At 63.5% G+C, this 25,130-nt stretch carries 23 protein-coding genes and 1 pseudogene; 15 read left to right on the plus strand and 9 right to left on the minus strand.

Annotation, left to right across the window (positions count from 1 at the left end):
- Positions 1–35: 35 nt before the first annotated feature.
- Entirely contained in the window at positions 36–2,933 is a 2,898-nt protein-coding gene (gene uvrA / locus V6M52_RS12180; RefSeq protein ID WP_332701216.1) for an excinuclease ABC subunit UvrA, read from the minus strand.
- 583 nt (positions 2,934–3,516) lie between these two features.
- Between uvrA and V6M52_RS12185 the strand changes: the two genes are divergently transcribed.
- The gene (locus tag V6M52_RS12185; protein WP_332701217.1) at positions 3,517–4,272 is read left to right on the plus strand and encodes a proprotein convertase P-domain-containing protein; all 756 of its coding nucleotides are present in this window, start codon (positions 3,517–3,519) and stop codon (positions 4,270–4,272) included.
- A gap of 79 nt (positions 4,273–4,351) precedes the next feature.
- On the opposite strand, the gene V6M52_RS12190 is transcribed toward V6M52_RS12185, so the two are convergent.
- On the minus strand, positions 4,352–4,996 hold the full coding sequence (locus tag V6M52_RS12190) for a LysE family translocator (protein WP_332701218.1): 645 nt from the start codon (positions 4,994–4,996) through the stop codon (positions 4,352–4,354).
- Between the two features lie 88 nt (positions 4,997–5,084).
- Positions 5,085–5,366 (minus strand): hypothetical protein, encoded by a 282-nt coding sequence (locus V6M52_RS12195; protein ID WP_332701219.1) that lies wholly within the window; start codon positions 5,364–5,366, stop codon positions 5,085–5,087.
- 401 nt (positions 5,367–5,767) lie between these two features.
- Here V6M52_RS12195 and ssb point away from each other — a divergent pair, with 401 nt between their 5' ends.
- Positions 5,768–6,277, plus strand: a complete 510-nt coding sequence (gene ssb, locus V6M52_RS12200; protein WP_332701220.1) for a single-stranded DNA-binding protein — start codon at positions 5,768–5,770, stop codon at positions 6,275–6,277.
- Positions 6,278–6,350: 73 nt separating this feature from the next.
- On the opposite strand, the gene V6M52_RS12205 is transcribed toward ssb, so the two are convergent.
- The 4 genes from V6M52_RS12205 to V6M52_RS12220 all read right to left on the minus strand — a co-directional run bounded on the left by V6M52_RS12205 (position 6,351) and on the right by V6M52_RS12220 (position 11,871).
- Positions 6,351–7,703 carry a sensor domain-containing diguanylate cyclase gene (locus tag V6M52_RS12205; RefSeq protein ID WP_332701221.1) on the minus strand — a complete coding sequence of 451 codons (1,353 nt, stop codon included), beginning with the start codon at positions 7,701–7,703 and terminating at the stop codon, positions 6,351–6,353.
- 108 nt (positions 7,704–7,811) lie between these two features.
- Positions 7,812–8,333, minus strand: a complete 522-nt coding sequence (locus V6M52_RS12210; protein WP_332701222.1) for a hypothetical protein — start codon at positions 8,331–8,333, stop codon at positions 7,812–7,814.
- Positions 8,334–8,450: 117 nt separating this feature from the next.
- The gene (locus V6M52_RS12215) at positions 8,451–10,841 is read right to left on the minus strand and encodes an efflux RND transporter permease subunit (protein ID WP_332701223.1); all 2,391 of its coding nucleotides are present in this window, start codon (positions 10,839–10,841) and stop codon (positions 8,451–8,453) included.
- A 148-nt stretch (positions 10,842–10,989) separates the two neighbouring features.
- Positions 10,990–11,871: an NmrA family NAD(P)-binding protein gene (locus V6M52_RS12220; protein WP_332701224.1), complete on the minus strand. Its 882-nt coding sequence runs from the start codon at positions 11,869–11,871 to the stop codon at positions 10,990–10,992.
- A gap of 149 nt (positions 11,872–12,020) precedes the next feature.
- Between V6M52_RS12220 and V6M52_RS12225 the strand changes: the two genes are divergently transcribed.
- Positions 12,021–12,425 (plus strand): winged helix-turn-helix transcriptional regulator, encoded by a 405-nt coding sequence (locus tag V6M52_RS12225; protein ID WP_332701225.1) that lies wholly within the window; start codon positions 12,021–12,023, stop codon positions 12,423–12,425.
- Positions 12,426–12,486: 61 nt separating this feature from the next.
- On the opposite strand, the gene V6M52_RS12230 is transcribed toward V6M52_RS12225, so the two are convergent.
- Positions 12,487–12,777 carry a hypothetical protein gene (locus V6M52_RS12230; protein ID WP_332685839.1) on the minus strand — a complete coding sequence of 97 codons (291 nt, stop codon included), beginning with the start codon at positions 12,775–12,777 and terminating at the stop codon, positions 12,487–12,489.
- Between the two features lie 109 nt (positions 12,778–12,886).
- On the opposite strand from V6M52_RS12230, the gene V6M52_RS12235 reads away from it, so the two are divergent.
- From V6M52_RS12235 to gyrA, 3 genes are all read left to right on the plus strand, one after another.
- Positions 12,887–13,495, plus strand: coding sequence for a winged helix-turn-helix domain-containing protein (locus V6M52_RS12235; RefSeq protein ID WP_332701226.1), 609 nt, complete (start codon positions 12,887–12,889; stop codon positions 13,493–13,495).
- Positions 13,492–14,715 carry an MFS transporter gene (locus tag V6M52_RS12240; protein WP_332701227.1) on the plus strand — a complete coding sequence of 408 codons (1,224 nt, stop codon included), beginning with the start codon at positions 13,492–13,494 and terminating at the stop codon, positions 14,713–14,715. Before V6M52_RS12235 ends, V6M52_RS12240 begins: the two co-directional genes overlap by 4 nt.
- Before the next feature lie 121 nt (positions 14,716–14,836).
- A complete protein-coding gene (gene gyrA, locus V6M52_RS12245; protein ID WP_332685850.1) occupies positions 14,837–17,566 on the plus strand; it encodes a DNA gyrase subunit A in 2,730 nt (909 codons plus the stop codon).
- A 33-nt stretch (positions 17,567–17,599) separates the two neighbouring features.
- On the opposite strand, the gene V6M52_RS12250 is transcribed toward gyrA, so the two are convergent.
- Positions 17,600–18,100: a DUF805 domain-containing protein gene (locus tag V6M52_RS12250; protein WP_332685842.1), complete on the minus strand. Its 501-nt coding sequence runs from the start codon at positions 18,098–18,100 to the stop codon at positions 17,600–17,602.
- Between the two features lie 160 nt (positions 18,101–18,260).
- Between V6M52_RS12250 and V6M52_RS12255 the strand changes: the two genes are divergently transcribed.
- The 9 genes and pseudogenes from V6M52_RS12255 to V6M52_RS12295 form a co-directional block, all read left to right on the plus strand.
- Positions 18,261–18,881, plus strand: a complete 621-nt coding sequence (locus V6M52_RS12255) for a LysE family translocator (RefSeq protein WP_332685843.1) — start codon at positions 18,261–18,263, stop codon at positions 18,879–18,881.
- Complete coding sequence (locus tag V6M52_RS12260) at positions 18,881–19,432, plus strand: GNAT family N-acetyltransferase (protein ID WP_332701228.1); 552 nt, start codon at positions 18,881–18,883, stop codon at positions 19,430–19,432. The genes V6M52_RS12255 and V6M52_RS12260 overlap by 1 nt, the downstream gene beginning before the upstream one ends.
- A gap of 47 nt (positions 19,433–19,479) precedes the next feature.
- A complete protein-coding gene (coaD, locus tag V6M52_RS12265) occupies positions 19,480–19,974 on the plus strand; it encodes a pantetheine-phosphate adenylyltransferase (RefSeq protein ID WP_332685845.1) in 495 nt (164 codons plus the stop codon).
- Positions 19,971–20,558, plus strand: a complete 588-nt coding sequence (locus V6M52_RS12270) for a peptidylprolyl isomerase (RefSeq protein WP_332701229.1) — start codon at positions 19,971–19,973, stop codon at positions 20,556–20,558. The genes coaD and V6M52_RS12270 overlap by 4 nt, the downstream gene beginning before the upstream one ends.
- A gap of 309 nt (positions 20,559–20,867) precedes the next feature.
- Positions 20,868–21,347 carry a peptidylprolyl isomerase gene (locus V6M52_RS12275; RefSeq protein WP_332685847.1) on the plus strand — a complete coding sequence of 160 codons (480 nt, stop codon included), beginning with the start codon at positions 20,868–20,870 and terminating at the stop codon, positions 21,345–21,347.
- A complete protein-coding gene (locus V6M52_RS12280) occupies positions 21,325–21,726 on the plus strand; it encodes a hypothetical protein (protein ID WP_332701230.1) in 402 nt (133 codons plus the stop codon). Before V6M52_RS12275 ends, V6M52_RS12280 begins: the two co-directional genes overlap by 23 nt.
- A 48-nt stretch (positions 21,727–21,774) precedes the next feature.
- On the plus strand, positions 21,775–22,854 hold the full coding sequence (queA, locus tag V6M52_RS12285; RefSeq protein WP_332701231.1) for a tRNA preQ1(34) S-adenosylmethionine ribosyltransferase-isomerase QueA: 1,080 nt from the start codon (positions 21,775–21,777) through the stop codon (positions 22,852–22,854).
- 199 nt (positions 22,855–23,053) lie between these two features.
- Positions 23,054–24,193: a tRNA guanosine(34) transglycosylase Tgt gene (tgt, locus tag V6M52_RS12290; RefSeq protein ID WP_332701232.1), complete on the plus strand. Its 1,140-nt coding sequence runs from the start codon at positions 23,054–23,056 to the stop codon at positions 24,191–24,193.
- Positions 24,194–24,287: 94 nt separating this feature from the next.
- A pseudogene (locus V6M52_RS12295) lies at positions 24,288–25,130 on the plus strand (glucose-6-phosphate isomerase); the annotation flags it as partial.

The raw sequence follows: 25,130 nt of genomic DNA on the forward strand, positions 1-25,130 counted from the left end.
AGCTGGCGGATTTGTCGCAGGTCCGCCGGGAGATGTTACTCGGCCGCCCTTGTGGCGACCTGCGGGCGCCTAGCCATGATCTCCTTGAGGAACTGGCCGGTATAGGAGCGCGGATTGGCGACCACGTCTTCCGGCGTGCCGATCGCCACAATCTCGCCACCGCCATCGCCGCCCTCGGGACCGAGATCGATGACCCAGTCGGCGGTCTTGATGACTTCCAGATTGTGCTCGATGACGATCACCGTATTGCCGCCCTCGACCAGCTCATGCAGCACGTCGAGGAGCTTGGCCACGTCGTGGAAGTGCAGGCCCGTGGTCGGCTCGTCCAGCATGTAGAGCGTGCGGCCTGTGGCGCGCTTGGAAAGCTCCTTGGAAAGCTTGACGCGCTGCGCCTCACCGCCCGACAGCGTATTGGCCGGTTGGCCGACCTTCACATAGCCCAGCCCCACCCGTTGCAGCGTGGCGAACTTGTCGCGGATGACCGGCACAGCCGAGAAGAAATCGACGCCCTCGTCGATGGTCATGTCCAGGATGTCGGAGATCGACTTGCCCTTGAACTGCACTTCCAGCGTCTCGCGATTGTAGCGCTTGCCCTTGCAGACGTCGCAGGTGACATAGACGTCGGGCAGGAAGTGCATCTCGATCTTGAGCACGCCGTCGCCCTGGCACTTCTCGCAGCGCCCGCCCTTGACGTTGAAGCTGAAGCGCCCCGGCCCATAGCCGCGCTGCTTGGATTCCGGCAGGCCGGCAAACCACTCGCGCAGCGGGGTGAAGGCCCCGGTATAGGTGGCCGGGTTGGAGCGCGGCGTGCGCCCGATCGGCGACTGGTCGATATCGATGACCTTGTCGAGGAATTCGAGGCCCGTCAGGCTGTCATGCGGGGCAGGGACCACCCGCGCGCCGTTCAGCCGGCGCGCAATGGCCTGATACATGGTGTCGATCATCAGGGTCGACTTGCCGCCGCCGGAGACGCCGGTAATGGCGACGAACAGCCCCAGCGGCACATCCACCGAGACATTCTTGAGATTGTTGCCGGTGGCGCCCTTGACGCTCAGCGTCTTGCCCGTCTTGCCCTGGCGGCGCTCGGCCGGCATGGGAATGCCCATGCGACCGGAGAGATATTTGCCGGTCAGCGAGTCCGGGTGGTTGAGAATGTCCTGCGGCGTGCCTTCAGCCACGATATGGCCGCCATGCACACCAGCGCCGGGACCGATATCGACCACGTAATCGGCCGTCATGATCGCATCTTCGTCATGCTCGACCACGATGACGGTATTGCCGATGTCGCGCAGCCGCTGCAGCGTCTCGAGCAGGCGGGCATTGTCGCGCTGGTGCAGGCCGATGGAGGGCTCGTCCAGAACGTAGAGCACGCCGGTCAGCCCCGAGCCGATCTGGCTGGCCAGCCGGATACGCTGGCTCTCGCCGCCCGACAGCGTGCCCGAATTGCGCGCCATGGTGAGATAGTCGAGCCCAACATCGATGAGGAAATTCAGCCGCTCACGGATTTCCTTGAGGATCCGCTCGCCGATCAGCTTCTGGTTGGGCGTGAACGTCTCCGGCAGCGCCTCGAACCATTCGGCCGCGCTGCGGATGGATTTCTCGGTCACCTGACCGACATGCAGCCCGTCAATCTTGACGGCGAGCGACTCCGGCTTGAGCCGATAGCCGCCACAGGCAATGCACGGCTTGGCCGACATGTACTTTTCGATCTCTTCGCGCATGCCGGCGCTTTCGGTTTCCTTGTAGCGACGCTCAAGGTTGCCGATGACGCCCTCGAAGGGCTTGGTGGTCTTGTACTGGCGCAGGCCATCGTCATAGACGAAGTTGATTGGTGTCTTGCCCGTGCCATAAAGCACCGCGTCCTGCACTTCTTCGCTCAGCTCATTCCAGGCCGTACCGGTCGAGGCATCATAGTGCTTCAGCACCGCCTGCAGCGTCTGCAGGTAATAGGGCGCACTGGTCTTGCTCCAGGGCAGGATGGCGCCGTCGCGGATCGACAGCGTCACATCCGGCACGATCTGGTCGCGGTCGATCTTCTGCTCGGTGCCCAGGCCATCGCAGACCGGGCAGGCGCCGAACGGGTTGTTGAACGAGAACAGGCGCGGCTCGATCTCGGCAATGGTGAAGCCCGAAACGGGGCAGGCGAACTTTTCCGAGAAAGTGACCTGGCGGGGACTGCCATCCTCGTTCTTCTCGTCAGCGAATTCCACCAGCGCAATGCCGTCGGCCAGCTTCAGCGCCGTCTCGAAGCTCTCGGCCAGGCGGCCGGAAATATCGGGGCCGACCACGATGCGGTCCACCACCACTTCGATATCGTGCTTGAACTTCTTGTCGAGCGCCGGCGCGTCCTCGATCTCGTGATACTCGCCGTCGATCTTGACGCGCTGGAAGCCCTTGCGCATCAGGTCGGCCAGTTCCTTCTTGTATTCGCCCTTGCGGCCGCGGGCGATCGGCGCCAGCAGGAACAGTCGGCTGCCCTCTGGCATTTCCAGCACCTTGTCGACCATCTGGCTGACGGTCTGGCTCTCGATGGGCAGGCCTGTGGCGGGCGAATAGGGCACGCCGACGCGCGCATAGAGCAGGCGCAGATAGTCGTAGATCTCGGTGACCGTACCAACCGTCGAGCGCGGGTTGCGCGAGGTGGTCTTCTGCTCGATGGAGATGGCGGGCGAGAGGCCCTCGATGTGTTCCACATCGGGCTTCTGCATCATCTCGAGGAACTGCCGCGCATAGGCCGAGAGGGACTCGACATAGCGGCGCTGACCCTCCGCATAGATGGTGTCGAAGGCGAGCGACGACTTGCCCGAGCCCGAAAGGCCCGTCATCACGATGAGGCTGTCGCGCGGCAGTTTTAAGTCGATGCCCTTGAGATTGTGCTCACGGGCGCCGCGTACGATGATCTCACGGTTCTGGCTGGGCTTTGGCGTCATCATTTAAGTCCATGGCTCGGTGCGCCAATGGCGGCACTGCGGCAAAGTCGGAATTCGGCATAGGGGTCGGGGAGAGCACACAAATAGGCTCGGCCCGTCCACCCTGCAAGCGGCCCCTGCGCATGGCCGCCCGGCTGTCCGGTCACCTTAGCGTGTCCGCTCACCCTTACCCAAGTGGCATATACCAATTGGAACATAAACGGAACAAAACAGATTCGGTCAAGTGCAACAGCTCCGTTTTCCATTACCCGAACCTGCCGATGCGCAGTTCGTTCCTGCCTGCGACGCGGCAGCGGTCCAACTGGATCGTCATGGTTTGGTGCAGGGGTGCTGACAGGATGTGTCAGTAGGAAACCTCGGAGACGCCCTGGGAGATGTCGACAGTAGATATTGTGGAGATCGCTGCAATGCCCGCAGTACATTCACCTCCCCAACACCTTTGGTCGAAATTGCGGCTTTAAAATCCAGCCTGTCGTGGAGGCAATTATGCTCAAATTGAACGAGGTCTAATTGAGGGCTTTCCGCGACGCAGATAAATTGCCACATTGTCACAAAGAGAGAGTTTCGGGCCGTCGGGGGGACGCTGATGCTTCTAGGTATGCTTGAAGAACTTGTCGCGGATTGGATAAGATCTATCTGGGGCGAAACCATGCTGCATCATGCAATTTTCTTGATTGTGTTGGTTTCGATAGTGGCGTTGTCGGTATTTTTCTCAACGATATGGAAGCAATTTAGCGTCTTTGTTGGAAAGAGTATACTTAGTCCGTTCTTCAGTTGGGTTTTTGGGGACATGAAGAACACCATAATATTTGTTCTGGTTTTGGTGTTTTCCGTCTACATTTTTTACAATTCAGTTGTGGGGCCGATGCTGAGGGAATTCGAGATGGATTCCAACGACACTACCCCGGAAATCGCCACTCAGAATGCGTCAGATGTGGAACAAAATATTGATCCGCGGGCGGGCCTGACAAAGTATATCGACTTTCCTCTGGCAGGCGAAATCGTAGCGGGGTCACTTTCGTTTTCGTTCAGCGTCGAGTGCGAAAACGACTATTACGCAACCCTCACATCTCCGACAGGCCAAAGCCAGAGTTTCATGGATCGCGGCCTGAATAGATGTTCCGGGCAGACGTCAACATTCACGTCTCATGAGAACAGCATGGAGACCTTTGTGGGGGCTGAAGCGTTTGGGAAATGGGCCTTCAACATCAGAGATGCAGATTCAAACGCCCATTCTGGAAGTCTCGTTTCGTTGCGGTTGAGTTTGTCCGTCAGCGACGGAGGGAACACGATCACCAACGTGGTTTCGGCGGAGGGCGTGCCAGCCAGCATACCGAACTAGCAAAGTCTTGGCTGTGCCCTGGAGAATGCCGCCATTCATTCCCTGACTCGAAGTGATGCGCGGGACAATCGCGCTTCGGTCAAGGGCCAACATGCTGGGTTGCTCCATGCCAGGCCGTGAACAGGGCGGCTGCGACAAACAACGCGCCGGCGCCCCGACCGATCCAGATGGTCAACTGCGGATTGCCGATCAGCGCATCACGGCCTTTGCCGGCGGCCAGAGCCAGCGCGCCATAGATGAGGAACTGCATAGCCACCGTCATTGCGCCCATGACCAGAGCCTGCGACCAGATCGGCCCGTATTCCGGCCGCATGAATTGCGGGAACACCGCCAGCACGAACAGATAGGCCTTGGGATTGAGTAGGCAGGTGATGGTGCCCTGGCGGAACGCCACCCAATGCGAGCGCGTGGAGGCCTTGCCGATGGCATCAACGGTGATTGAACTGCGCAGCAGCGTGTAGCCGATCCACGCCATATAGGCGGCGCCGATCAGGATCATGGCCTGGAACACCATTGTCGGAAGCTGGGTCAGCACGCCGACGGCCAGCGCGCCGAACAGCGTATGCACCGCGCCGCCCAGCATGATGCCGGCGACGGCGGCAAAGCCCGCCTTGCGGCCGCCAGTCAGCGCATTGGCCATAACGAAGAACATGTCCATGCCCGGCACCACGATGATGCCGAATAGCAGGACGAGGTAGATCCACATTGCTTCGCTATAGCCCATGACGGCCCGGCTCCCTGACGCGCGCCGATGCTTTCGGTCAGCCCTGCTGACAGGGCATGTCAGCAGGTCGGATGATGTCCACAGTCTGCTAGTCGCAGAATTCGACCAGATCGCAGGGCACGCCATATTCGTCTGGCCAGCCGGCTTCAACCACATCGGTAGCGCCGATACTGTAGGCCTCCACCATCCAGCTATCGCCCTGCTGGGACAAGATGGCCTTGACGGTGGGGCCATCAAACATGCCTTCCGCCTCGGCTTCCGCATAGGGCGTCTGGCTGAAGTCGATAGGCGAGCCATCAGTGTTCTGCGCGGTACCAGCCATGAAGGCCCAATATCCATCGACCTGCAGGGTATCGACGACAAACTGCACGTTTACGCCCAGTTCGTTTTCGATATGGGGCGCAAGGAATCCAGCAGCACCTTGCGTAGCGGGTTCGACCGCCCGATCGTTTCGGCGGACTGTGCGGTAGTCATTGTGCCCAGCAAGGCCGCAGCGGCGATTGTCGTCAAGATTATGCGCATTGTCGTCTTTCCCGCATGCCCAATGGTGCGGGACCATTGCACAGCGGCGGGCCGCGCGCATGTGAAAGAATTTCTGCGCCTTGACGACCGATCCACAGTAGAACATAAAGGGAACAAACGACCAGACACTTCTGTTCACAACTGCGGCAAGGCGGAAGCGGTGAACGGCGCGGGGGCGTAAGGTGCCCGCGCTATGTAAGTGAGCGTCCAGAGGGTGAGGCCCCAGGACTGAATTGAAAGGAATGAGCGATGGCAGGCAGTGTCAACAAGGTGATCCTAGTCGGCAATCTCGGCGCGGACCCGGAAGTGCGCAATCTTCCAAGCGGCGGCAAGGTGGTGAACCTTTCGGTCGCCACGTCCGAGAACTGGAAGGACAAGAACACTGGCGAGCGCCGCGAAAAGACCGAGTGGCACCGCGTGGTGATCTTCTCGGAAGGTCTGGCGCGCGTGGCCGAGAGTTATCTGAAGAAGGGCAGCAAGGTCTATCTCGAAGGCCAGCTGCAGACCCGCAAATGGCAGGACCAGTCCGGCGCCGACAAATATTCCACTGAAGTCGTGCTGCAGGGCTTCAACTCGAACCTGACGCTGCTCGATGGCCGCGGTGACAGCGAAGGCGCTGGTGGCGGTTTCGGCGGCGGCAACGACACCGGTTTCCGCGGCGTGCGCGACAACGCGCCGGCCGGCGGCGGCGCTCGCCGCCCGGCCGCCAACGCCCCGGCCTTCGAGCCCGGCGGCATGGACGACGACATTCCGTTCTAGGATTTGCTGCGCTTTATCGAATGAGGGGGAGGTCGCGCAGGCGGCCTCCCTTTGCTTTTGCGGGATGCTGGTCTCAGGCGGCGTCGGCCCTATAGGTCCGGCTGGTGTTCCGGCCCGCGTCCTTGGCGGCATAAAGGGCGGTATCGGCCTGCCGGAACAGATCTTGGGAGAAACCGCCGCGGTAATGGGCGACGCCAACCGAGGCGCCGAGCTTGAACGTGTGACCGCCGCGGACAAAGGGTTGGCCGATCGTGGCGACGATGCCCTCGGCCAGGGCCTCGGCAGCGTCGGCGGGCGTGGCCGGACCAAGCAGCACGGCAAACTCGTCGCCGCCAATGCGGGCCACCAGCTGCGCGTTGGCGCAACTTGCGGTCAGGCGCAGGGCGGCCTCCTTGAGGCACTCGTCGCCCAGCGCGTGGCCATAGGTGTCGTTGACCTGTTTGAAGCCGTCGAGGTCAACCAGCAGCAGCGCACCCGAGCCATTGCCGCCTTGTGCATCGAACCCGGCCAGATGCGCCTGGAACTGGCTGCGGTTGGCAAGCCCGGTCATCACGTCGAACTCCGCCAGATAGCGGGTCCGGTCCGCCATCAGCTTTTCCTCGGTGACGTCCTGTTTCATACCGAAGATGCGTGTGGCAACGCCGTTCCGGCTCTCGACCGCACCGGTCAGCCGCATCCAGCGACGCTTGCCGCGCACCGTGATGATCTCCACGGTCAGCGCAAAATCGGTGCAGGTGGCGATGGCATGGGCGCGGGCCGCTTCCATCTGCCGCCGGGACGCCTCGGTATAGCAGGACAGCGACAGCTCCCGGGTGACCTGGGTGCCGCGCTCTATCTCGAACAGATCGTAGACCCCGTTCGTCCATAGCAGGCTGTTATCGGCGAGATCGCATTGCCAGACGCCGATCTTGGCGGTGGCCGAAGCGCGCTCGAACAGCTCCCGCCGTAGCTGCTCCATCTGGATACTCTCGGCGATGACCTTGGCCTGGCATTCGATGACCTGGCGCAATTGCTCGACAGTGGCGTCGGTCACCAGCTCCTGCGCCAGCCCGGCAATCCGCTCTGCCATATGGGCAGCCCGCGGTTTGGGGTCGAACAGGCTCAGCAGCAGGGGCGAGCCCCCGGCGGCGCTCGGCAACTTCAGGCCCACATAGAACCGCGCTCCCGACGGGCCGGCAGCCGCGATGTCGGGCAGGACAAGGCGGTGGGGGCCCGGCAGTGCGCGGGCTTGCAGCAGCGCCAGGTTGTCGGCCGCGGGGCCGACCGCCGCAATAATTGCCGAGCCACTGTCGGTAGCGGTTGTCAGTTGCGCGCCGGCAATGCCGAGCAGGTCGCACAGCCGCGCCAGGCGCGCGCCAAAGTCGTCGTCATTCGAACCCGCCACTTCTGTGAGCGGATGCCGGAGGGGGTAGGCAAGGCTGCGCAATTCGGCGCTCCTGTATCTGCAGGAACGATAGCAAGACCGGGGTTAAGACTTCACCAGCCGGAGTGCCGAAAAGCCGAACAAATCGAGGTGACAGCGGCCGGCAGCGCGCTACCTGGAGAACGGAACCTCGGCGCGCAGGCTGTCGCCGCTGTCGACATAGACCACCTCGAACACCACATGGATGGCCTCTTCGCGCAGGCTGATCTGCGCCGAGATGGTCAGGTCCTTGCCCTCTTCGTCCTCGTCGCGCTCGCGCAGGTTGAATATCAAGCCCTCGCCGCGCTTCTGGCCGATGGCAATTCCGGTAAAGGTCGCATTCGAGCTCATGGCGGCCTCGAAGCGCTTGTTGGCTTCGACATAGGCCATGGTGCCGGCCACCGACAGCTGCGTTCCGGCCAGCGAGCAGCGGCCGCTATAGTTGACCTTGTCCTGGTTGCCCTGGGTCAGCGACAGCCGGCACACCACCGTCTCGGTATTGGCGCCGATGAGTACGCCACGCCCGCGCCAGTCCCCGACATAGGATTGCAGCAGCGCGACATCCGCCGGGGCTGCGATGGCCGGCGCGACGGCGCCAGCGGCCAGCAGGCCCGCCACGGCGACGGCACGCGACAGGGGTCCGAGATAGTTCATTGCATAAGCCTCCAGCGAATCATGCCCCCCGGCCGATTCGGCGCCGCAAACCGATACCAAATCCGCGTGGCTGCTGCGAACCTTCTCGACAATTTGACCAGCCCGCAAGCGCCTGCGTTACCCCGGCTGCGAATGGCCCTCCGTGCCGCCCTCGCCGGTAATGGTATCGCCGGTCGGATCGTCCGGCGTCGCGTCGTGGTCGGCAGTGCGCACGCGGATGCGGCCGAGCGGCTGGAAGAACTTGCCGCCGGCCGCCAGCAGCGCCGGCAGAATGAACAGATCTCCGATCACCGCGAAGCCCAGGGTCGAGACGAACAGCGTGCCGAACAAGGCCACCTGCGGCAATTCCGAGAAGGTGACGATCACCACGCCCGCGCACAGGATGATGGTGGTGGCCACGATGGCGCCCCCGATCCGGTCCAGCGTGTGCTTGACCGCGTCCATGTGCGAGCGTCCCTCTTCGCGCCGCGAATGCAGATAATGCGACAGGAAATGCACCGTATCGTCCACCGCGATGCCGAAGGCGATGGTCAGCGCGATGACCGTGGTCAGCTGCAGCCCCTGGCCGGTGAAATAGAGCCAGGCCTCGGTGCCGAGCACCGGGAAGAGATTGGGAATTGCCGAAGCCAGCGCCACCCGGAACGACTGGAAGGCAAAGCCGATCAGCCCCAGATTGACCAGCACAGAGAGCGTCAGGTCGAGCTGCAGGCCGGTGACGATCTGGTCGGTGGCAAAGGTGGTCAGGATGCGAAACCCGCCGATTTCAGCACCGACGACCCCGGCCACCCGCATTTCGTCGGCCACGTCCTCGACCAGCTGCTTGAGCGTGTCGGAATCAATGATGGTCGGCATGAAGCCGGTGACCAGCGCCTGGCTGCCGTCATCGGTCACGAACCTTTTGCGCAGGAAGGGGCCAACCGAGTCGAATACCTCCTCGCGGGAAAAGCCGGTCTCGGTATAGTTGCTCATGCTCGCTGCCGAGATGACCTTGTTCTGCCCCACATGGCTCTCAAGGATCTCGTGCACGATACGGATGGTCTCGAAATCCCGGTCGTCCACATTGGGATCGGTCCCGGTCAGCGGCACACGGATATAGAGCGGCGCCACGCCCCCGACGCCGTCATCGATCTGCTCGGCCGTGGTCAGCGCGTTGGAGTCCTTGGCGACGAAATCCTCGAACGAGAAGCGTGGCTTGATCAGCGCATAGGGGATGAGCAGCAGCACGGTGACGACGATGGCCAGGATCGACAGCTGCCGCCCGAAGCGGCTGGCGATGAACCAGCTCAGCGGCAGCGGCGCGGTCAATACCAGGCTGGAGCGCTTGGGCGGCCTGAAGCCCAGCCGGATCGCCGCCTTCAACATCAGCGGCAGGAAAGTCATGAGGCAGACGAAGAGCAGGAACGTGCCGATGGCGCCGGCGATTGAAAATTCGCGCACGCCCTGGCCCGGCGTCAGCGCCAGCGAGGCAAAGCTGACAAAGGTGGTGAGCATGGTCAGCGCCGCTGCCGGCCCCACCAGCTTCACCGTGGCGTCCACCGCCTTGTTGGGCTCCATCCCGTCGCGCCAATAGGCCAGCCAGTTGAAGACGAAGAACATGGATTCGGCGAAACTGATCACCAACACCAGCGTGGTGACGATGATGGTGAGGAAGGAGAACGAGCCGAAGAACAGCAGAATGATGCCCATCGACCACATCACGGCCAGCAGCGGCGTCGCCGCCACCAGCAGGGCCCCCGGCAGCGAGCGTAGCGCCAGCAGCGCAATGAGCGCCCCCAGCCCGAAGCCCCAGACGGTGAACTTGACCTGGTCGTTCACCGCGGCATTGAGCATTTCCGACGTCCAGATCGGCGGGCCGGTCAGCTCGATGGAAATATTTTCGTCGGCGTAATAGGCAACGGTCTCGCGCACGCTTTCGATCATCGCCTTGGTGCCGTCGCCCCGGGTCATGTCCTGGTTGGGGAACATGATCAGCACCACGCCGCTGAGGTCAGGCGTGATGAGATTGCGCATCATCGGGTCGTTCTGCTGCAACTCCGCCAGGGCGATGGCGACTTCGGCGAAATCGTCCATGCCCTCGGGCACCGCCGGCACCGAGCCGCCAAAGCCGTCCGGCTTGCGCAAAGTGAACGGGGACATGGTCCCCACCGCGTATTCATTGAGTTCTAGGTCGAAGGCCAGCTCGCGTACCCGCTCCAGCGTCTCTGGCTCGGTCATGCGCGGCGAGCTCACGAGGACATAGATGTCGTTCTCGAAAGTACCAAACGTGTCCGCCAGGTGCTCATAGGCGTCGTAATACTGGCCCGAATGGGCATAAACGCGCAGCAGGTTGCCATCGACATTGGCGCGCGGGATCTGGGTGAAGCAGAGGATGGAGAAGGCCAGCACCGCCAGGGCGATGGCGCGCGGATAGCGCAGGGTGGTCAGCCCGATATACTCGAGGCCAAAGCCGATGGAACGATCATAGGCGAAGCGCGCCCACAGGCGGTTGAACACAGAACCAACTGACACCGGGGCCCGACTCCGCGACTGCGCGACAACTGGCGCAATTGGTACGGGTTTGTCTCGGGGGCGTCCAGCAGCCGCGGGGGCCATGCCTCAATTGTACAACAATGGCTGTGGGCAACGGCCCCGCGCCGAAAGCGCGAGGCCGGAAGGGTCAGGCGCCAAGCGCGGCGCGGTTGGCGGTGAGGAAGGTCTCGAGCCCCTGCGGCTTGCGGCCGGAATAGCGCTCCACGGTGTCGGTGACGACGCCGTGGAAGCCGAGCACGGCGTCGACCTGGAAAGCCAGCAGCGCCTGGGCGAAGCCTTCGGGCACGCCGGCAGCCACCATGCCCGCCTTGAGATCGGCCGGGGGCAGGGCGACGCTGGTGACAGGCTTGCCAGTGACCTTGGAGTAGAGCGCGGCACGCTCGACATTGGTGACGGCCGCCGGGCCGGTGACGTCCTCGACCGACTTGCCTTCCGCCGCAAGCAGAGCCCCAGCCGCGGCGCGTGCTGCGTCGGCACGAGCCACATAGGCCGTGCCCCGATCACCGATCAGCCCGAACAACTGGCCGGATGAAACCACATGTGCCGCACCCATGAAGTTGTTCTCGGCATACATGTGATTGCGCAGGATGGTGAAGTCGACCCCGCTCTGGGCGATGGCTGCTTCGGTCCAGAAATGCTCGACACCCAGGCCGGCATCGGCATTGGGACGGGCAGCGGGCGCCGACGTATAGACGATGTGCTTGACGCCGGCTGCCTTTGCGGCGGCGATGGCGGCAGTCTGCTGGGCAACGCGCTTGCCAATGCCGTCGGTGCTGACGATCAACACACGGTCGACGCCGGCAAAGGCCGCGGACAGGCTGGCGGCGTCATCGAAATCGACCTTGCGAATCTCGACGCCCTTGGCCTTGAGGCCTTCCAGCTTGGCCGGGTCGCGTGTGCCGGCAATGACCTTGGTGGCGCCGCGTGCCAGCAGCTCTTCCACGGCGATGCGGCCGAAATTGCCCGAAGCGCCGGTAACCAGCAGGGTCTGATCCTTGAATTGAGACATACGAACTCTCCATGTTGTGGCGTTCGCTCCTCCCTTGTAGCAGAAGCCATTGGAGAGTAAGTATCGAACGGAGAGTGCTATCTAGTGGACCCCGGCGCGGTCCGAAAGGAGGCACTTTCGCCGCGTAACGTCACCTGGAGGTAACCGCCATGCATGCAGCCGAAGCAACCGCAGCCATGTTCGTACAGCGCTGGAACGAGGCCGCCGACCTTGCGCTGGGCACCTGCCCGGTGCGCGGCGTGCTGGATCGCATCAGCGACAAATGGAGCATGCTGCTGGTGATGACGCTGGCCGGCGGTCCCAGGCGCTTCAACCAGATTCGCCGCGAAGTGCCCGATATCTCCCAGAAGATGCTGACCCAGACCTTGCGCGACCTGCAGCGCGACGGCCTTGTCGCCCGCCAGGTCTTCGACACCAAGCCGCCCGCGGTGGAATACCGGCTGACGCCGCTCGGCCAGTCGATCATCGTTCCCTTCGGCTATCTGATCGAATGGGCCTCGAGCAACTTGCCGCACATCGATGAGGCCAGGGTGGAGTTCGACGCAGCCGCCTGAGCTCCGCCAAATTGTTACCCGCCGCCTGGGCGTCGCACGCCGATAGTGTGCGTCGGCCGCGCTAAGGCCCGCTTCGTGGCGCTCGCACCTGCAGTGAAGGCGTGAGCGGCTTCCGCCGCCGCTCTTCGGACTTGCAGGTCTTGATGATCCCGCGCACGCGCCGCACCACGCCCACGCCGATGCCCTCCAGCTTCAGCAGAGCCGGTCCGTCCATCTCGTTGATCTCGCCCAGCGTCTTGAGCCCCGCCAATTGCAGCCGCTTGCCGAGGCCATCGACCTCGCGCAGGTCGATGACTGCAATGTCCTGCCACTTCCGGACGCCACGGAGCCATGCACGATAACTATCTGCCATGCGCCTCCCTTACCCTGTCAGGCCGCGCGCACCAAGGACATGATCGCAAACGAGTATTTGCAAAGAATTGTTTGCGAATGTAGTGTGGAACGGCTCAAAGGGGACGGCCATGCCTCACGAACGTCGCGATATCAGTCGCATTGCCCCAAATCCTGTCGCGCTGAAGGCGCTGGCGCACCCATTGCGGCTGCGCATGCTGGGCCTGTTGCGCATCGATGGCCCCGCGACGGCATCAGGCCTGGCGGCACGGCTGGGGCTGAATTCGGGCGCCACGAGCTATCATCTGCGGCAATTGGCGCTGCATGGCTTTATCGAGGAAGATGGTGACCGCGGCAGCCGGCGGGACCGCTGGTGGCGGGCCAGCCACGAAGCGACCAGTTACCTGGCTGACGACGCCGAGGGCGAGGCGCTTGATGCGGGTCTCGCTTTCCTGCAAGCGGCGCTGAGCTGGCAGATGCAACAGATGCAGGGCGCACTCAATGCCTATGCCGGCCTGCCGCAGGATTGGCGCAAGGCATCGACCGCCAGCGACTATACGATAGCTATGACCGCGCAGGGGGCGTGGGAACTGGTGGAAAACCTCAAGTCCCTGTTGTCCGATGCCATGGCCGCCGCGCCACCATTGGGCACGCCTCTGCCGCCCGGCATGCGGCCTTTCTCGATCATTCTCAACGCCGCGCCACGGACAACCGAAGCGCCGGGGCAGGGGGAGCCATGACGATGCCGCCCTTCATAACGCTCGCGCTCGCCACCGTGCTATCCACCTCCGGCACGCGCCTTTCCGCCATCGCCATTCCGTGGCTGGTTCTGACCACTACGGGCAGTCCGGTTCTCACCGGGTTGGTTGGCTTTGCCGAACTGCTGCCCTATGTGCTGGCCAAGGCCTTGGGCGGTCCCTTGATCGACCGCATTGGCGCCCGGCGCATCGCGGTTTGGTGCGATGGCCTGTCAACGATCGCCGTGGCTCTGGTGCCCTTGCTGTTCTGGGCAGGTCTGCTGACGATCTGGGTGCTATTGCCGGCCGTGGCGCTGATCGGTGTGCTGCGGGCGCCCTCCGATGCCGCCAAGCAGGCGCTGGTGCCCACGGTCGCGGCCCTGGGAAAGCTGCCGCTGGAGCGCGTCACAGGCATTATGGGCGCCAGCGACCGGCTGGCCGGCACGCTGGGCGCGGCCGGAGCCGGGGTCCTGATCGCGCTGCTCGGCCCGGCGCCGGCCCTGCTCGCCAATGCGCTGGCGTTTTTCCTCTCCGCACTGGTGGTGACGCTGGGTATCCCGCGTCTGCCTGCCGAGCCACCAAAGCGCGATCCATCCACGAGCTATCGCGCCGAGTTCGGGGCGGGGTGGGCGGTTCTGCGGAATGATCCGGTCTTGAGGGGGCTCGTCATCATGATCGCCATCACAAACCTGTTCGATCAGGCCTATGCCATTGTGCTGCTGCCCGTCTGGGTCCGGTCTGCCGGGCTCGACGTCACCTGGGTCGGCATATTCCTCGCCGCCTTTTCCGGCGCCTCGATTGCCGGCGCTGCCATCGCCGCCACCATCGGCCACCGCCTGCCGCGCCTGGCCATCTACACGATCGGCTTTCTCTTTGCCGGGCCGCTGCCCATGGCCATATTCGCGGTCAATGCGCCGGTCGCGGTGATCGTATCAGTGCTGATGGTCAGCGGCTTTGCCGCCGGCTTCCTCAATCCCATCATCGGCGCCATCCTGTTTGAGCGCATTCCCGCTGCCATGGTGGGCCGCGTCATCGCGCTGGTGGGCGCCCTGGCATGGTCGCTGATGCCGTTTGGCGGGCTTTATGCGGGCCTGTTGGTCGACAATTTCGGCATCGCCATCGCCCTGGGCGTGACGGCAATGCTCTACCTTTTGGCCACAATGACGCCCGTAGCTGTGCCGAGCTTCCGCCAGATGGATCGAAGACCTTTGGTCCAGGCCTGATCTCCACAGGCTTCGCCCCCTCAAAATTAGCAATTTCTCCCGGAATCGCCTACATAAAGACCAGTTCGAACAACCAAGAATCACCCCAGTGACCGATACGCCTGAAAACGGAACCGGCGCGATGCCGCCATCCGACATTTCGCTGATCTCCATCACCGCCGAGATGCGCAAGTCCTATCTCGATTACGCCATGAGCGTCATCGTGAGCCGCGCGCTGCCCGACGTGCGCGACGGCCTCAAGCCCGTGCACCGGCGCATCCTGTTTTCGATGAGCGAGAACGGCTACGAGTATAACAAGCCCTATCGTAAATCGGCCCGCGTCGTCGGCGACGTGATCGGTAAATACCACCCGCATAGCGACGTGGCGGTCTATATGGCCTTGGTCCGCATGGCACAGGATTTCTCCATGGGGGAACTCCTGGTGGAAGGGCAGGGCAATTTCGGTTCCGTCGACGGCGATATGCCGGCCGCCATGCGCTACACCGAAGTGCGCATGCAGAAGATCACCAATTCCATGCTCGACGATCTCGACAAGGACACGGTCAACTTCAAGGACAACTACGACGGCTCAGAGCACGAACCGACCGTGCTGCCGGCGCGCTTTCCCAACATGCTGGTCAATGGCGGCAGCGGCATCGCCGTGGGCATGGCCACCAATGTGCCCACCCACAATCTGGGCGAGACCATCGACGCGGCCCTGCTGATGCTCGACAACGAACTGGTGACCACCGAGGAATTGCTCGAAGTGCTGCCGGGACCGGATTTCCCGACGGCCGGCATCATCCTGGGCCGCGCCGGCATCCGCGCCGCCTATGAGACGGGCCGCGGCTCGATCATGGTGCGTGGCCGGGTGGCGGTGGAAGAGATTCGCAAGGAGCGCGAAGCCCTCATCATCACCGAACTGCCCTACCAGGTGAACAAGGCCACGCTGGTCGAAAAGATCGCCGAGCTGGTGCGCGAAAAGCGCGTCGAAGGCATTGCCGACATGCGCGACGAATCCTCGCGTGAGGGCATGCGCGTGGTCATCGAGATCAAGCGCGATGCGCTGCCCGATGTGGTGCTCAACCAGCTCTACCGCTTCACGCAGCTGCAATCCTCCTTCGGCTGCAATTTCGTGGCGCTCAATGGCGGCAAGCCGCAATTGATGAACCTGCGCGAGATGTTGCAGGCGTTTATTGATTTCCGGCATGAAGTAGTGACGCGTCGCGCCCGCTTCCTGCTCAACAAGGCCCGCGACCGCGCCCATATTCTGGTCGGCCTGGCCGTGGCCGTCGCCAATATCGACGAGGTCATCGCCCTGATCCGCACCGCGCCCGATCCGGCGACGGCGCGCGAGCAGCTGATGGTCCGCCGCTGGCCGGCGCAGGACGTGGCACCGCTGATCGCGCTGATCGACGATCCGCGCCACCGCATCAACGAGGACGGCACCTTCAACCTCTCCGAGGAACAGGCCCGCGCCATTCTCGAACTGCGTCTGGCCCGCCTGACGGCCCTTGGCCGCGACGAAATCGGCGACGAACTCAATGGCCTGGGCCTCGAGATCGAGGACTATCTCGAAATCCTGCGCAGCCGCGAACGCGTCGTCGAGATCATCCGCGCCGAGCTGACCGAGATCAAGGAGCAGTTCGCCACGCCCCGCCGTACCGAGATTTCAGACGTGGTCGGCGACTTCGACGACGAGGACCTGATCGCCCGCGAGGACATGGTGGTGACCGTGAGCCACGAGGGCTACATCAAGCGCGTGCCGCTCTCGACCTACCGGGCGCAGAACCGCGGCGGCAAGGGTCGCTCGGGCATGGCAACGCGCGAGGAAGACTTCGTCTCCCGCCTGTTCGTCGCCAATACCCATACCCCGGTGCTGTTCTTCACCGACCGCGGCATTGCCTACAAGCTCAAGGTCTGGCGGCTGCCGCTGGCCCAGGCCAATGCGCGCGGCAAGGCGCTCATCAATATCCTGCCGCTCGAGCAGGGCGAGCGGCTGACCACCATCATGCCGCTGCCCGAGGACGAGACGAGCTGGGCCAATCTCGACATCATGTTCGCCACCACCCGCGGCACCGTGCGCCGCAACTCGCTGGCCGACTTCGTCGAGGTGCGCCAGAACGGCAAGATCGCCATGAAGCTGGACGAGGGCGACCAGATCGTCGGCGTCGAGACGGCCACGGCCAACAATGACGTGTTGCTGACCACCGCGCTTGGCCAGGCCATCCGCTTCAAGGTCGACGATGTCCGCGTGTTCAAGGGCCGCGACTCCATGGGCGTGCGCGGCATTTCCCTGGCCAAGGACGACAAGGTCATCTCCATGGCCGTGATCAACCATTCCGACGCCAGCGCCGAGGAACGCGCCGCCTATCTCAAGATGAGCCGTGCGGTGCGCGGCGAGGGTGCCGAGGAAGAGACGACGGGCTCGGACGAGGGCGATGTCGTCGCCGGCGAGCTGAACCAGGACCGCTATGCCCAGATGAGCGCCATCGAGCAGTTCATCCTGACCATTTCGGAAAACGGCTATGGCAAGCGCACCTCCAGCCACGAATACCGGATCACCGGTCGTGGCGGCAAAGGCATCGTCGCCATGGCGGTCAACAAGCGCAATGGCCACCTGGTCTCGAGCTTCCCGGTGGAAGACGAAGACCAGATCATGTTGATTACCGATGGCGGCCAGACCATCCGCCTGCCGGTGGGCGGCGACAAGCCCATCCGCATCGTCTCGCGCGGCAGCCAGGGCGTCATCGTCTTCGATACCGCCGACGGCGAGAAGGTGATGTCGGTCGAGCACATCAGCGAGCCGGTGGAAGACGACGCCGGCGAAGCACCACCGCCTGAAGCGCCAGAGGCGCCGGTCACCGAGTAAGCATAAGGGGCGCCCACAGCGCCCCTTTTGATTTCAGATGAACCGTTGCGGCGCCGCCAGTCCATCGCGCCCGACCGAGGGAGGCCGCGCAGCATTGCTGCCCATGCGCACCTGGCGCGGAATGGTCGAACGGCGTGGCGCCACGACCTGCGGCGCATGGCGCGGCACATAGCTGCTGGGCGCAGGGCCATCATGGTAATTGCTGCCCGGCTCTGAGCCGCAGCAGGCCCAGTAGAGCAGGACGAGCCCCCCGAACGGCACGAAATGCAGCAGATACCAAGCGCCGGATTTACCGATGTCGTGCAGCCGCCGCACCTGTACGGTGACCCCCGGGACCAGATGCACAAAGGTGATGAACAGCGTCGCCGGAGCCTGAATATTGCGGGGATCGCCGAACCCGCCCATCCGGTAGTCGATGGCGATGGCCGCGCCGAACAACACGGTCTGGACCAGGAAGAACATCCAGTATTGCATCCGCGTGCTGCGGCCAGAAAACTCGAAGTAGCGCAGCATGCCGTCGAAATATGAGCGCATCCCGGTTCCCGTTTGGAAGTCTATCCACGCTCTCTTCTATTGAAGCGACGTCTCTTTTAGATATGCCGGCTCGATTCAATTTTACTGAACGGCGCCCCGCCAAGCCCCCTTGCCAAGTGCGGCGCCCGGTGGCTTGCTCCTCACCCAAGGAGTCTTCGCCATGTTCAGCTTCGCCACGCTCATCCCCTATCTCGGTGCCTGTTTCCTTCTGGCCATCGTTCCCGGACCCACCGTGACCGTCATCGTTGCCAATTCGCTGGCCCGCGGCACGGGCGCGGGTCTCGCCATTGTCGCCGGCACGCAGGCGGGCTTCCTGGTGATGACGCTGGTCGTGGCGCTGGGCATGCAGGCCCTGGTGGCCTTCATGGGCTGGGCTTTTGACTGGATCAAGCTGCTCGGCGCCGCCTACCTGGTCTGGCTGGGCTGGAAGATGTGGCGGTCCAACGGTGAACTGGGCACGGCCCGCGCCGAAAAGACCAAATCCCGCCTCGGCATGGCCGTGGAAGGCTTCCTCGTCATCCTGTCCAATCCCAAGGCGCTGATCTTTCTCGGCGCCTTCCTGCCGCAGTTTGTCGACGTGACCCAGCCCACCTTTCCCCAGGTGATGGCGCTCGGCGTATTCTTCATGCTCGTCGCCGGCGCGACCGACGCCATCTATGCCGTAATCGCCGGGCAGGCGAGGGGCCTGCTCAGTGCGACACGCGTGCGCCTCATTTCTCGGGTATCCGGACTCATCCTGATGGGCGGTGGGGTTTGGCTGGCGCTGCAGAAGCGGGCCTGATGACCGAGGCGAAGCCTGCGGTTACCGCTGCTCATGATCTTGGGCTTGGTGAGCGGGATGATGACTGTGTTGCGGCGGTCGAAGTGACGATCGATATCCACGATCTGCGCCAGGCGCCCGAATATTGGGCGACCGTGGCGGACCGGATCTGGAAGGCGTGGTGGCGTCCCTATGGCGCGGCGCTGACCGATGTGGAAGTGGCGCTGGCAGACGTGGCGAGAGCGGCGAATTTCCCGTCGTTCACGCTGGTGGCTGTCGGGGCCGGCAAATTCGTGGGCACCGTGACGGCGCTGGAGGACGATATCGAATCCCGTCCAGATCTGGGGCCTTGCATTGCCGCGCTCTGGGTAGAGTCTGCCGACAGGGGGCATGGCATCGGCGCGCGCCTGGTCAGGGCCGCATGCGATCGCCTCGCGGATGCTGGCTTCCGCCGGGTCTATCTCGGGGCCAAGCCGCCACTGCGCAGCTACTATTCAGGTCACGGCTGGACGTTGCTCGAGTCGGGTGTAGGCGGCGATGATCTCGACGTCTTCGTCCGTGCCTTGCCTTGAATCCCCCCGCGTGACAAAACCCTCACAACAACAAGGGGGAGGGCGCCATGAGCAAGCTGGTTGGGTTCTATCCGGGCTCATTCGATCCGCTGACCAATGGTCATCTCGACGTCATCGAGCGCGCCTGCAAGCTGGTCGACACGCTGGTGGTCGCCGTTGGCATCAATCCGGGCAAGAAGACGCCGCTCTTCGCCCATGAGGATCGGCTGGCGATTCTCGAACAGGCGCTGGCCCCGGTCGGCAAGCGCACCGATACCGAGTTCAGAATCGTCGATTTCTCCGGCCTCATGGTCAATGCGGCGCGCGAGCACGGCGCCAAGCTGATCATTCGCGGCCTGCGCGACACCACCGACTACAATTATGAAATGCAGATGGTGGGCATGAATGCCCAGATGGCGCCCGACCTGCAGACCGTCTTCCTGCCCTCGAGCCCGCCGGTCCGGCATATCTCGGCCACATTGGTGCGGCAGATCGCTGAAATGGGCGGCGACATTTCCGCCTTCGTTCCACAAATCGTTCTCAAGGCATTGAAAACCACATGACCGCCCTTACCCGTCGCCTGTTCGGCGCCCTTGTCATCGGCGCTGCGGCGCTGTCCGCCGCGCCGACCTTTGCCCAGAGCGGCACGCCACACCTGATCCTGACGGTCGAGGGCGGCGACGTCGACATCGAGCTGCTGCCGGCCCTGGCCCCCAAGCATGTCGAGCGCGTCATCGCGCTGACCGAGCAGGGTTCCTATGACGGCGTAGTGTTCCACCGCGTCATCGATGGCTTCATGGCCCAGACCGGCGACGTCAAGTTCGGCAAGACCGGCGGTGCCGAGTTCAACCTCGCAAATGCCGGCATGGGCGGCTCCGATCTCCCCGATGTCGAGGCCGAATTCAACGCCGAAAGCTTCCAGCGTGGCGTGCTCGGCGCGGCCCGCTCGCAGGATCCCAACTCGTTCAATTCGCAGTTCTTCATCACCACGGCCGATGCCAGCTTCCTCGACGGTCAATATACCGTTTTCGGCAAGGTGGTCTCGGGCATGGAACTGGTCGATGCCCTTGAAAAGGGCCCCCAGGAGCAGAACGGCGCCGTAGCCAATCCCGACCAGATCATCTCGGCCAAGATCGAATACAAATAACTTCGAGCCGGCCGAAGGCAAAATCGCTCCGGTGGACCGATTTTAGGCGAGAAGGCCATGAGGGCTGTGCCCGAATGGGCCGGCCGCGCCGCAACCCCGATCTGCACCTCCCCCTTGACGGGGGAGGCTGGGAGGGGGTGTCGGAAGCCCCGATATCCGGGCTAAACACCCCCCACCCTTGATCCCTCCTCGCGAGGGGGAGGGTGTCAACTGAGAACGTGGGTGACCAATTTGCCTACGGCGGTGGTTGCACCATCAATCCATTCGGCCTAAATGCGGGCCACAAATTCCCAACCGAAAGTCAGATCCATGGCTGAATACGCCGATCCCGAAAACACCCTCGTCATTGAAACCACCAAGGGCAATGTGGTCATCGCCATGCGCCCCGACCTGGCGCCAAACCACGTCGCCCATATCAAGAAGCTGGCGCGCGAAGGCTTTTACGACGGCATCGTGTTCCACCGCGTGATCGACGGCTTCATGGCCCAGACCGGTTGCCCGCAGGGTCGCGGCACCGGCGGTTCGAAATACCCCGATCTGAAGCAGGAATTCAGCGCCGAGCCGCATGTTCGCGGCACCGCTTCCATGGCCCGCGCGCAGAGCCCGGACAGCGCCAATTCGCAGTTCTTCATCTGCTTTGGTGATGCACCCTTCCTCAACAAGCAGTACACCGTCTGGGGTCAGGTCATCGAGGGCATGGACAGTGTGGACCAGATCAAGCGCGGCGAGCCGGTCATCAACCCGGACAAGATGGTTTCGGTCAAGGTTGCGGCAGATATCGCTGCCTAAGCTGAGCGGGCTGGCCGTGCTGGCCAGCCTTGCCCTGGCCGCCCCTGCGGCGGCCAGTGGCGGCTATTTCTGCGAGGGCGACGACGTTGCCCTCGAGATGGCCACTGGTCGCCTCCCCGTGCTGCAGGTCATCGGCGCCTATGCCGAAGCCGGCGGAAAGGCCTATTCCACCGGCCCCGAGCGGGGCGAGGGCATGCCTTTCGTGGTGGGACAGGCCTTTGCCGACGACGATGGCGTCAAGGTGGATTTCGTCGATCCCAATTTCGAAGCCATTCTGGTCAGTCTGCGTCTCCGTTTCGATGGCGACGAGGATTGGCCGTTGACCGGAACGCTCACCCTTGATGGAACCGACTATCCCGTCCGCTGCGGCGGGGACTGACGGCCAGCCGCTATTTTCGGGCGTGGCATGACGTGCTAACGAGCGCCCATGCGTGTTTCCGATTTCGATTTCGACCTTCCCGAAAAACTCATTGCTCTCCATCCAGCCGAGCCGCGCGACAGCGCCCGCCTGCTGGTGGTGGATCCGGCCGCTGGCCTGGCTGACCGGCGCATTCCCGATCTGCTCTGGCTGCTCAAGCCCGGCGACGTGCTGGTTGTCAACGACACGCGGGTGCTGCCGGCCGAGCTGCGCGGCACGCGGCTGCGCGGTGAGAACCGGGCCAATGTGTCGTTCAACCTGCACAAGCGGGTGGACGCGCATACCTGGCGGGCCTTTGCCCGCCCGGCCAAGAAACTGGCCCTGCTCGACGAGCTCGAACTGGGCAATGGCCAGGCCGATGCGCTCAAGGCGCGCGTGGCGGGCAAGGGCGAAACCGGCGAGGTGACGCTGGAATTCGCGCTGGGCGGCGCGCAGCTGGACGAAGCCATCAAATCGCACGGCGCCATGCCGCTGCCGCCCTATATCGGCGCCAAGCGCGGCGTCGAGGAGCGCGACAAGGTCGATTACCAGACGGTCTACGCGGCCGAGGATGGCGCCGTCGCCGCACCGACCGCCGGACTGCATTTCACCGAAAGCCTGCTACAGCAGCTCACCGAAAGGGGCGTGACCATCGAACGGGTCACGCTGCACGTGGGGGCAGGGACCTTTCTGCCGATGAAGGTGGACGATACCGACGACCACGTCATGCATGCCGAGTGGGGCGAGATCGACCAGGCGACGGTGGAACGCATCCACGCCAAGAAGGTGCTGGGCGGTCGCATCGTGGCGGTGGGAACGACGAGCCTGCGGCTGCTGGAGACGGCATCGCGGGCGACGGGGCAGCTGCAACCCTTCGTGGGCGATACCGACATCTTCATCACCCCGGGCTTCCGCTTCCGCACTGTCGATGTGCTGATGACCAATTTCCACCTGCCAAAGTCGACCCTCTTCATGCTGGTCAGCGCCTTCGCCGGCTTCGACGTGATGCAGGAAGCCTATGCCCACGCGATACGCGAGGGTTACCGGTTCTACTCGTATGGGGATTCCTCGCTGCTGCTGCGAGCGGAGCAGGGCGAGGTCGACATCTGATCCTCCCCTCTCCCCCTGAGGAAGAGGGACGGCATTTCTGCGTTCAGCAGAAATGCCAGGGTGAGGGGTTGTGCGCCCTCCCATGCTTTGATGCCCGCGGCGACAACCCCTCATCCGCCCTTCGGGCCCCTTCTCCCACGCGGGAGAAGGGGAGCTGCAGGTGTTGTCTGCCATCGCCCGACCCGCTAGAACGCCGCCCATGAACGCTCCGACCAAACTCGTCACCTTCACCCTTTCCGCCACCGACGGCATGGCGCGGCGCGGCCGCATCGACACGCCGCGCGGCGATATCCAGACGCCGGCTTTCATGCCGGTGGGCACCGCCGGCACCGTCAAGGCCATGTATCCCGAGCAGGTGCGCGAGACCGGCGCCGATATCCTTCTGGGCAATACCTACCACCTGATGCTGCGCCCCGGCGCCGAGCGCGTGGCCAGCCAGGGGGGCCTGCACGACTTCATGGATTGGCAGCGCCCGATCCTCACCGATAGTGGCGGCTTCCAGGTCATGTCGCTGGCCCAGCTGCGCAAGCTCACCGAAAAGGGCGTCACCTTCCGCAGCCATATCGATGGCTCATCGCACGAGCTGACGCCCGAGCGCTCGATCGAGATCCAGACGCTGCTCGACAGCGACATCATCATGCAGCTCGACGAGTGCCTGAAGTTGCCTGCCGAGCACAAGGAAATGGAACGCGCCATGGAGCTCTCGCTCCGCTGGGCCGACCGCTCCAAGGCCGCTTTCAGCAATCAGCTCAACCGCGCTTTGTTCGGCATCGTGCAGGGCGGCGACGACGCCGAGCTGCGCGCCCGCTCGGCCCAGGGGCTCAAGTCCATCGGCTTTGACGGCTATGCCGTTGGTGGCCTTGCCGTGGGCGAGCCGCAGGATGTCATGTTCCGCGTGCTGGAAAACATCACGCCCGAACTGCCGGCCGACCGGCCGCGCTATCTGATGGGCGTCGGCAAGCCGGACGACATCCTGGGCGCCATCGGCCGCGGCATCGACATGTTTGATTGCGTGCACCCCACCCGGGCCGGCCGCCACGGCCACGTCTATACCCGCTTCGGCGTCATCAATCTGAAGAATGCCCGCCATAGGGATGATCATCGTCCCATCGACGAGGCCTCGCCCAACCCCAATTGCCGGCGGTGGAGTCGTGCATACCTACATCACCTTGTTAAGACAGAAGAGATTTTGGGCGCGATGATCCTTTCCCAGATCAACCTGGCCTATTATCAAGAGCTGGTGCAGGGCTGCCGGGCCGCCATCGAAGGTGGCCGCTTTACCGATTTTGCGGCAGAGACGCGCGCGGCATGGGCCGCTGGCGATCTGCCGGTCATTTAACGTTCATCAAAGGTTCAAAGTCATGGCAAAAGCTGGGCGCAAGGCAAGTTTTGCGAAGCTCGATAAGCACCGGGCGCGGCTCGCAGAGCAGCCGATGCGCGTGCAATTCGCCGTCGATCCGAACCGCTTCAAGCGCTATTCGACCACCGGCGCCGGCATCTTGCTCGACTATTCCAAGAACCGCATCGACGAAGACACCATGGCCGCCCTGTTCGACCTGGCCCGCGCTGCCGGGGTCGAGGAACGCCGCGACCAGATGTGCGAAGGCGAGCACATCAACCTGACCGAAGACCGCGCCGTGATGCATATGGCCCTGCGTTATCAGGGGGATAAGCCGGTTCCGGTCGACGGCAAGGATGTGATGCCCGGCATCCGCGCCGTACTGGCCGCCATCGAGGCCTATACTAACGACATCCGCAGCGGCGCCGTGCGCGGCCATGGTGGCGAGCAGTTCAGCGATATCGTCAATATCGGCATCGGCGGCTCCGACCTCGGCCCCGCCATGGTGACGCTGGCGCTCGAGCCCTATACCCGCGCCGACCTGCGCGCGCATTACGTCTCCAATGTCGATGGCGCCCATATCCACGATATCCTCAAGCGCCTCGACCCCAAGCGCACGCTTTTTATCGTTGCGTCCAAGACCTTTAGCACCGACGAGACGATGACCAATGCCGGCACGGCCCGCGAATGGATCGCCGACACGCTGGGCGAAGAAGCGGTGCCCAACCACTTCGCGGCCGTCTCGACCAACATCCCAGCTTGCGCCAAATTCGGCATCCGCGAGGACCGGATATTCGGTTTCTGGGACTGGGTGGGCGGGCGCTATTCGGTCTGGTCGGCCATCGGCCTGCCGATCGCGCTGGCCGTCGGCTACGACAATTTCGCCGCCTTCCTCAAGGGCGCCGATGCCATGGACCGCCATTTCCTCACCGCCCCG

Source organism: Devosia sp. (genome assembly GCF_036676215.1).
GTDB lineage: Bacteria > Pseudomonadota > Alphaproteobacteria > Rhizobiales > Devosiaceae > Devosia.

Excerpts from the sequence above, each read along its gene's own strand:
- V6M52_RS12260 (WP_332701228.1), top strand. The coding sequence starts at position 18,881 with ATGACCGAGGCGAAGCCTGCGGTTACCGCTGCTCATGATCTTGGGCTT.
- V6M52_RS12235 (WP_332701226.1), top strand. The coding sequence starts at position 12,887 with ATGCCTCACGAACGTCGCGATATCAGTCGCATTGCCCCAAATCCTGTC.
- V6M52_RS12185 (WP_332701217.1), top strand. The coding sequence starts at position 3,517 with ATGCTTCTAGGTATGCTTGAAGAACTTGTCGCGGATTGGATAAGATCT.
- V6M52_RS12220 (WP_332701224.1), bottom strand. The coding sequence starts at position 11,871 with ATGTCTCAATTCAAGGATCAGACCCTGCTGGTTACCGGCGCTTCGGGC.
- queA (WP_332701231.1), top strand. The coding sequence starts at position 21,775 with ATGCGTGTTTCCGATTTCGATTTCGACCTTCCCGAAAAACTCATTGCT.
- gyrA (WP_332685850.1), top strand. The coding sequence starts at position 14,837 with ATGCCGCCATCCGACATTTCGCTGATCTCCATCACCGCCGAGATGCGC.
- V6M52_RS12270 (WP_332701229.1), top strand. The coding sequence starts at position 19,971 with ATGACCGCCCTTACCCGTCGCCTGTTCGGCGCCCTTGTCATCGGCGCT.
- V6M52_RS12250 (WP_332685842.1), bottom strand. The coding sequence starts at position 18,100 with ATGCGCTCATATTTCGACGGCATGCTGCGCTACTTCGAGTTTTCTGGC.
- V6M52_RS12240 (WP_332701227.1), top strand. The coding sequence starts at position 13,492 with ATGACGATGCCGCCCTTCATAACGCTCGCGCTCGCCACCGTGCTATCC.
- V6M52_RS12230 (WP_332685839.1), bottom strand. The coding sequence starts at position 12,777 with ATGGCAGATAGTTATCGTGCATGGCTCCGTGGCGTCCGGAAGTGGCAG.
- coaD (WP_332685845.1), top strand. The coding sequence starts at position 19,480 with ATGAGCAAGCTGGTTGGGTTCTATCCGGGCTCATTCGATCCGCTGACC.
- V6M52_RS12225 (WP_332701225.1), top strand. The coding sequence starts at position 12,021 with ATGCATGCAGCCGAAGCAACCGCAGCCATGTTCGTACAGCGCTGGAAC.
- tgt (WP_332701232.1), top strand. The coding sequence starts at position 23,054 with ATGAACGCTCCGACCAAACTCGTCACCTTCACCCTTTCCGCCACCGAC.
- ssb (WP_332701220.1), top strand. The coding sequence starts at position 5,768 with ATGGCAGGCAGTGTCAACAAGGTGATCCTAGTCGGCAATCTCGGCGCG.
- V6M52_RS12190 (WP_332701218.1), bottom strand. The coding sequence starts at position 4,996 with ATGGGCTATAGCGAAGCAATGTGGATCTACCTCGTCCTGCTATTCGGC.
- V6M52_RS12210 (WP_332701222.1), bottom strand. The coding sequence starts at position 8,333 with ATGAACTATCTCGGACCCCTGTCGCGTGCCGTCGCCGTGGCGGGCCTG.
- V6M52_RS12255 (WP_332685843.1), top strand. The coding sequence starts at position 18,261 with ATGTTCAGCTTCGCCACGCTCATCCCCTATCTCGGTGCCTGTTTCCTT.
- V6M52_RS12275 (WP_332685847.1), top strand. The coding sequence starts at position 20,868 with ATGGCTGAATACGCCGATCCCGAAAACACCCTCGTCATTGAAACCACC.
- uvrA (WP_332701216.1), bottom strand. The coding sequence starts at position 2,933 with ATGATGACGCCAAAGCCCAGCCAGAACCGTGAGATCATCGTACGCGGC.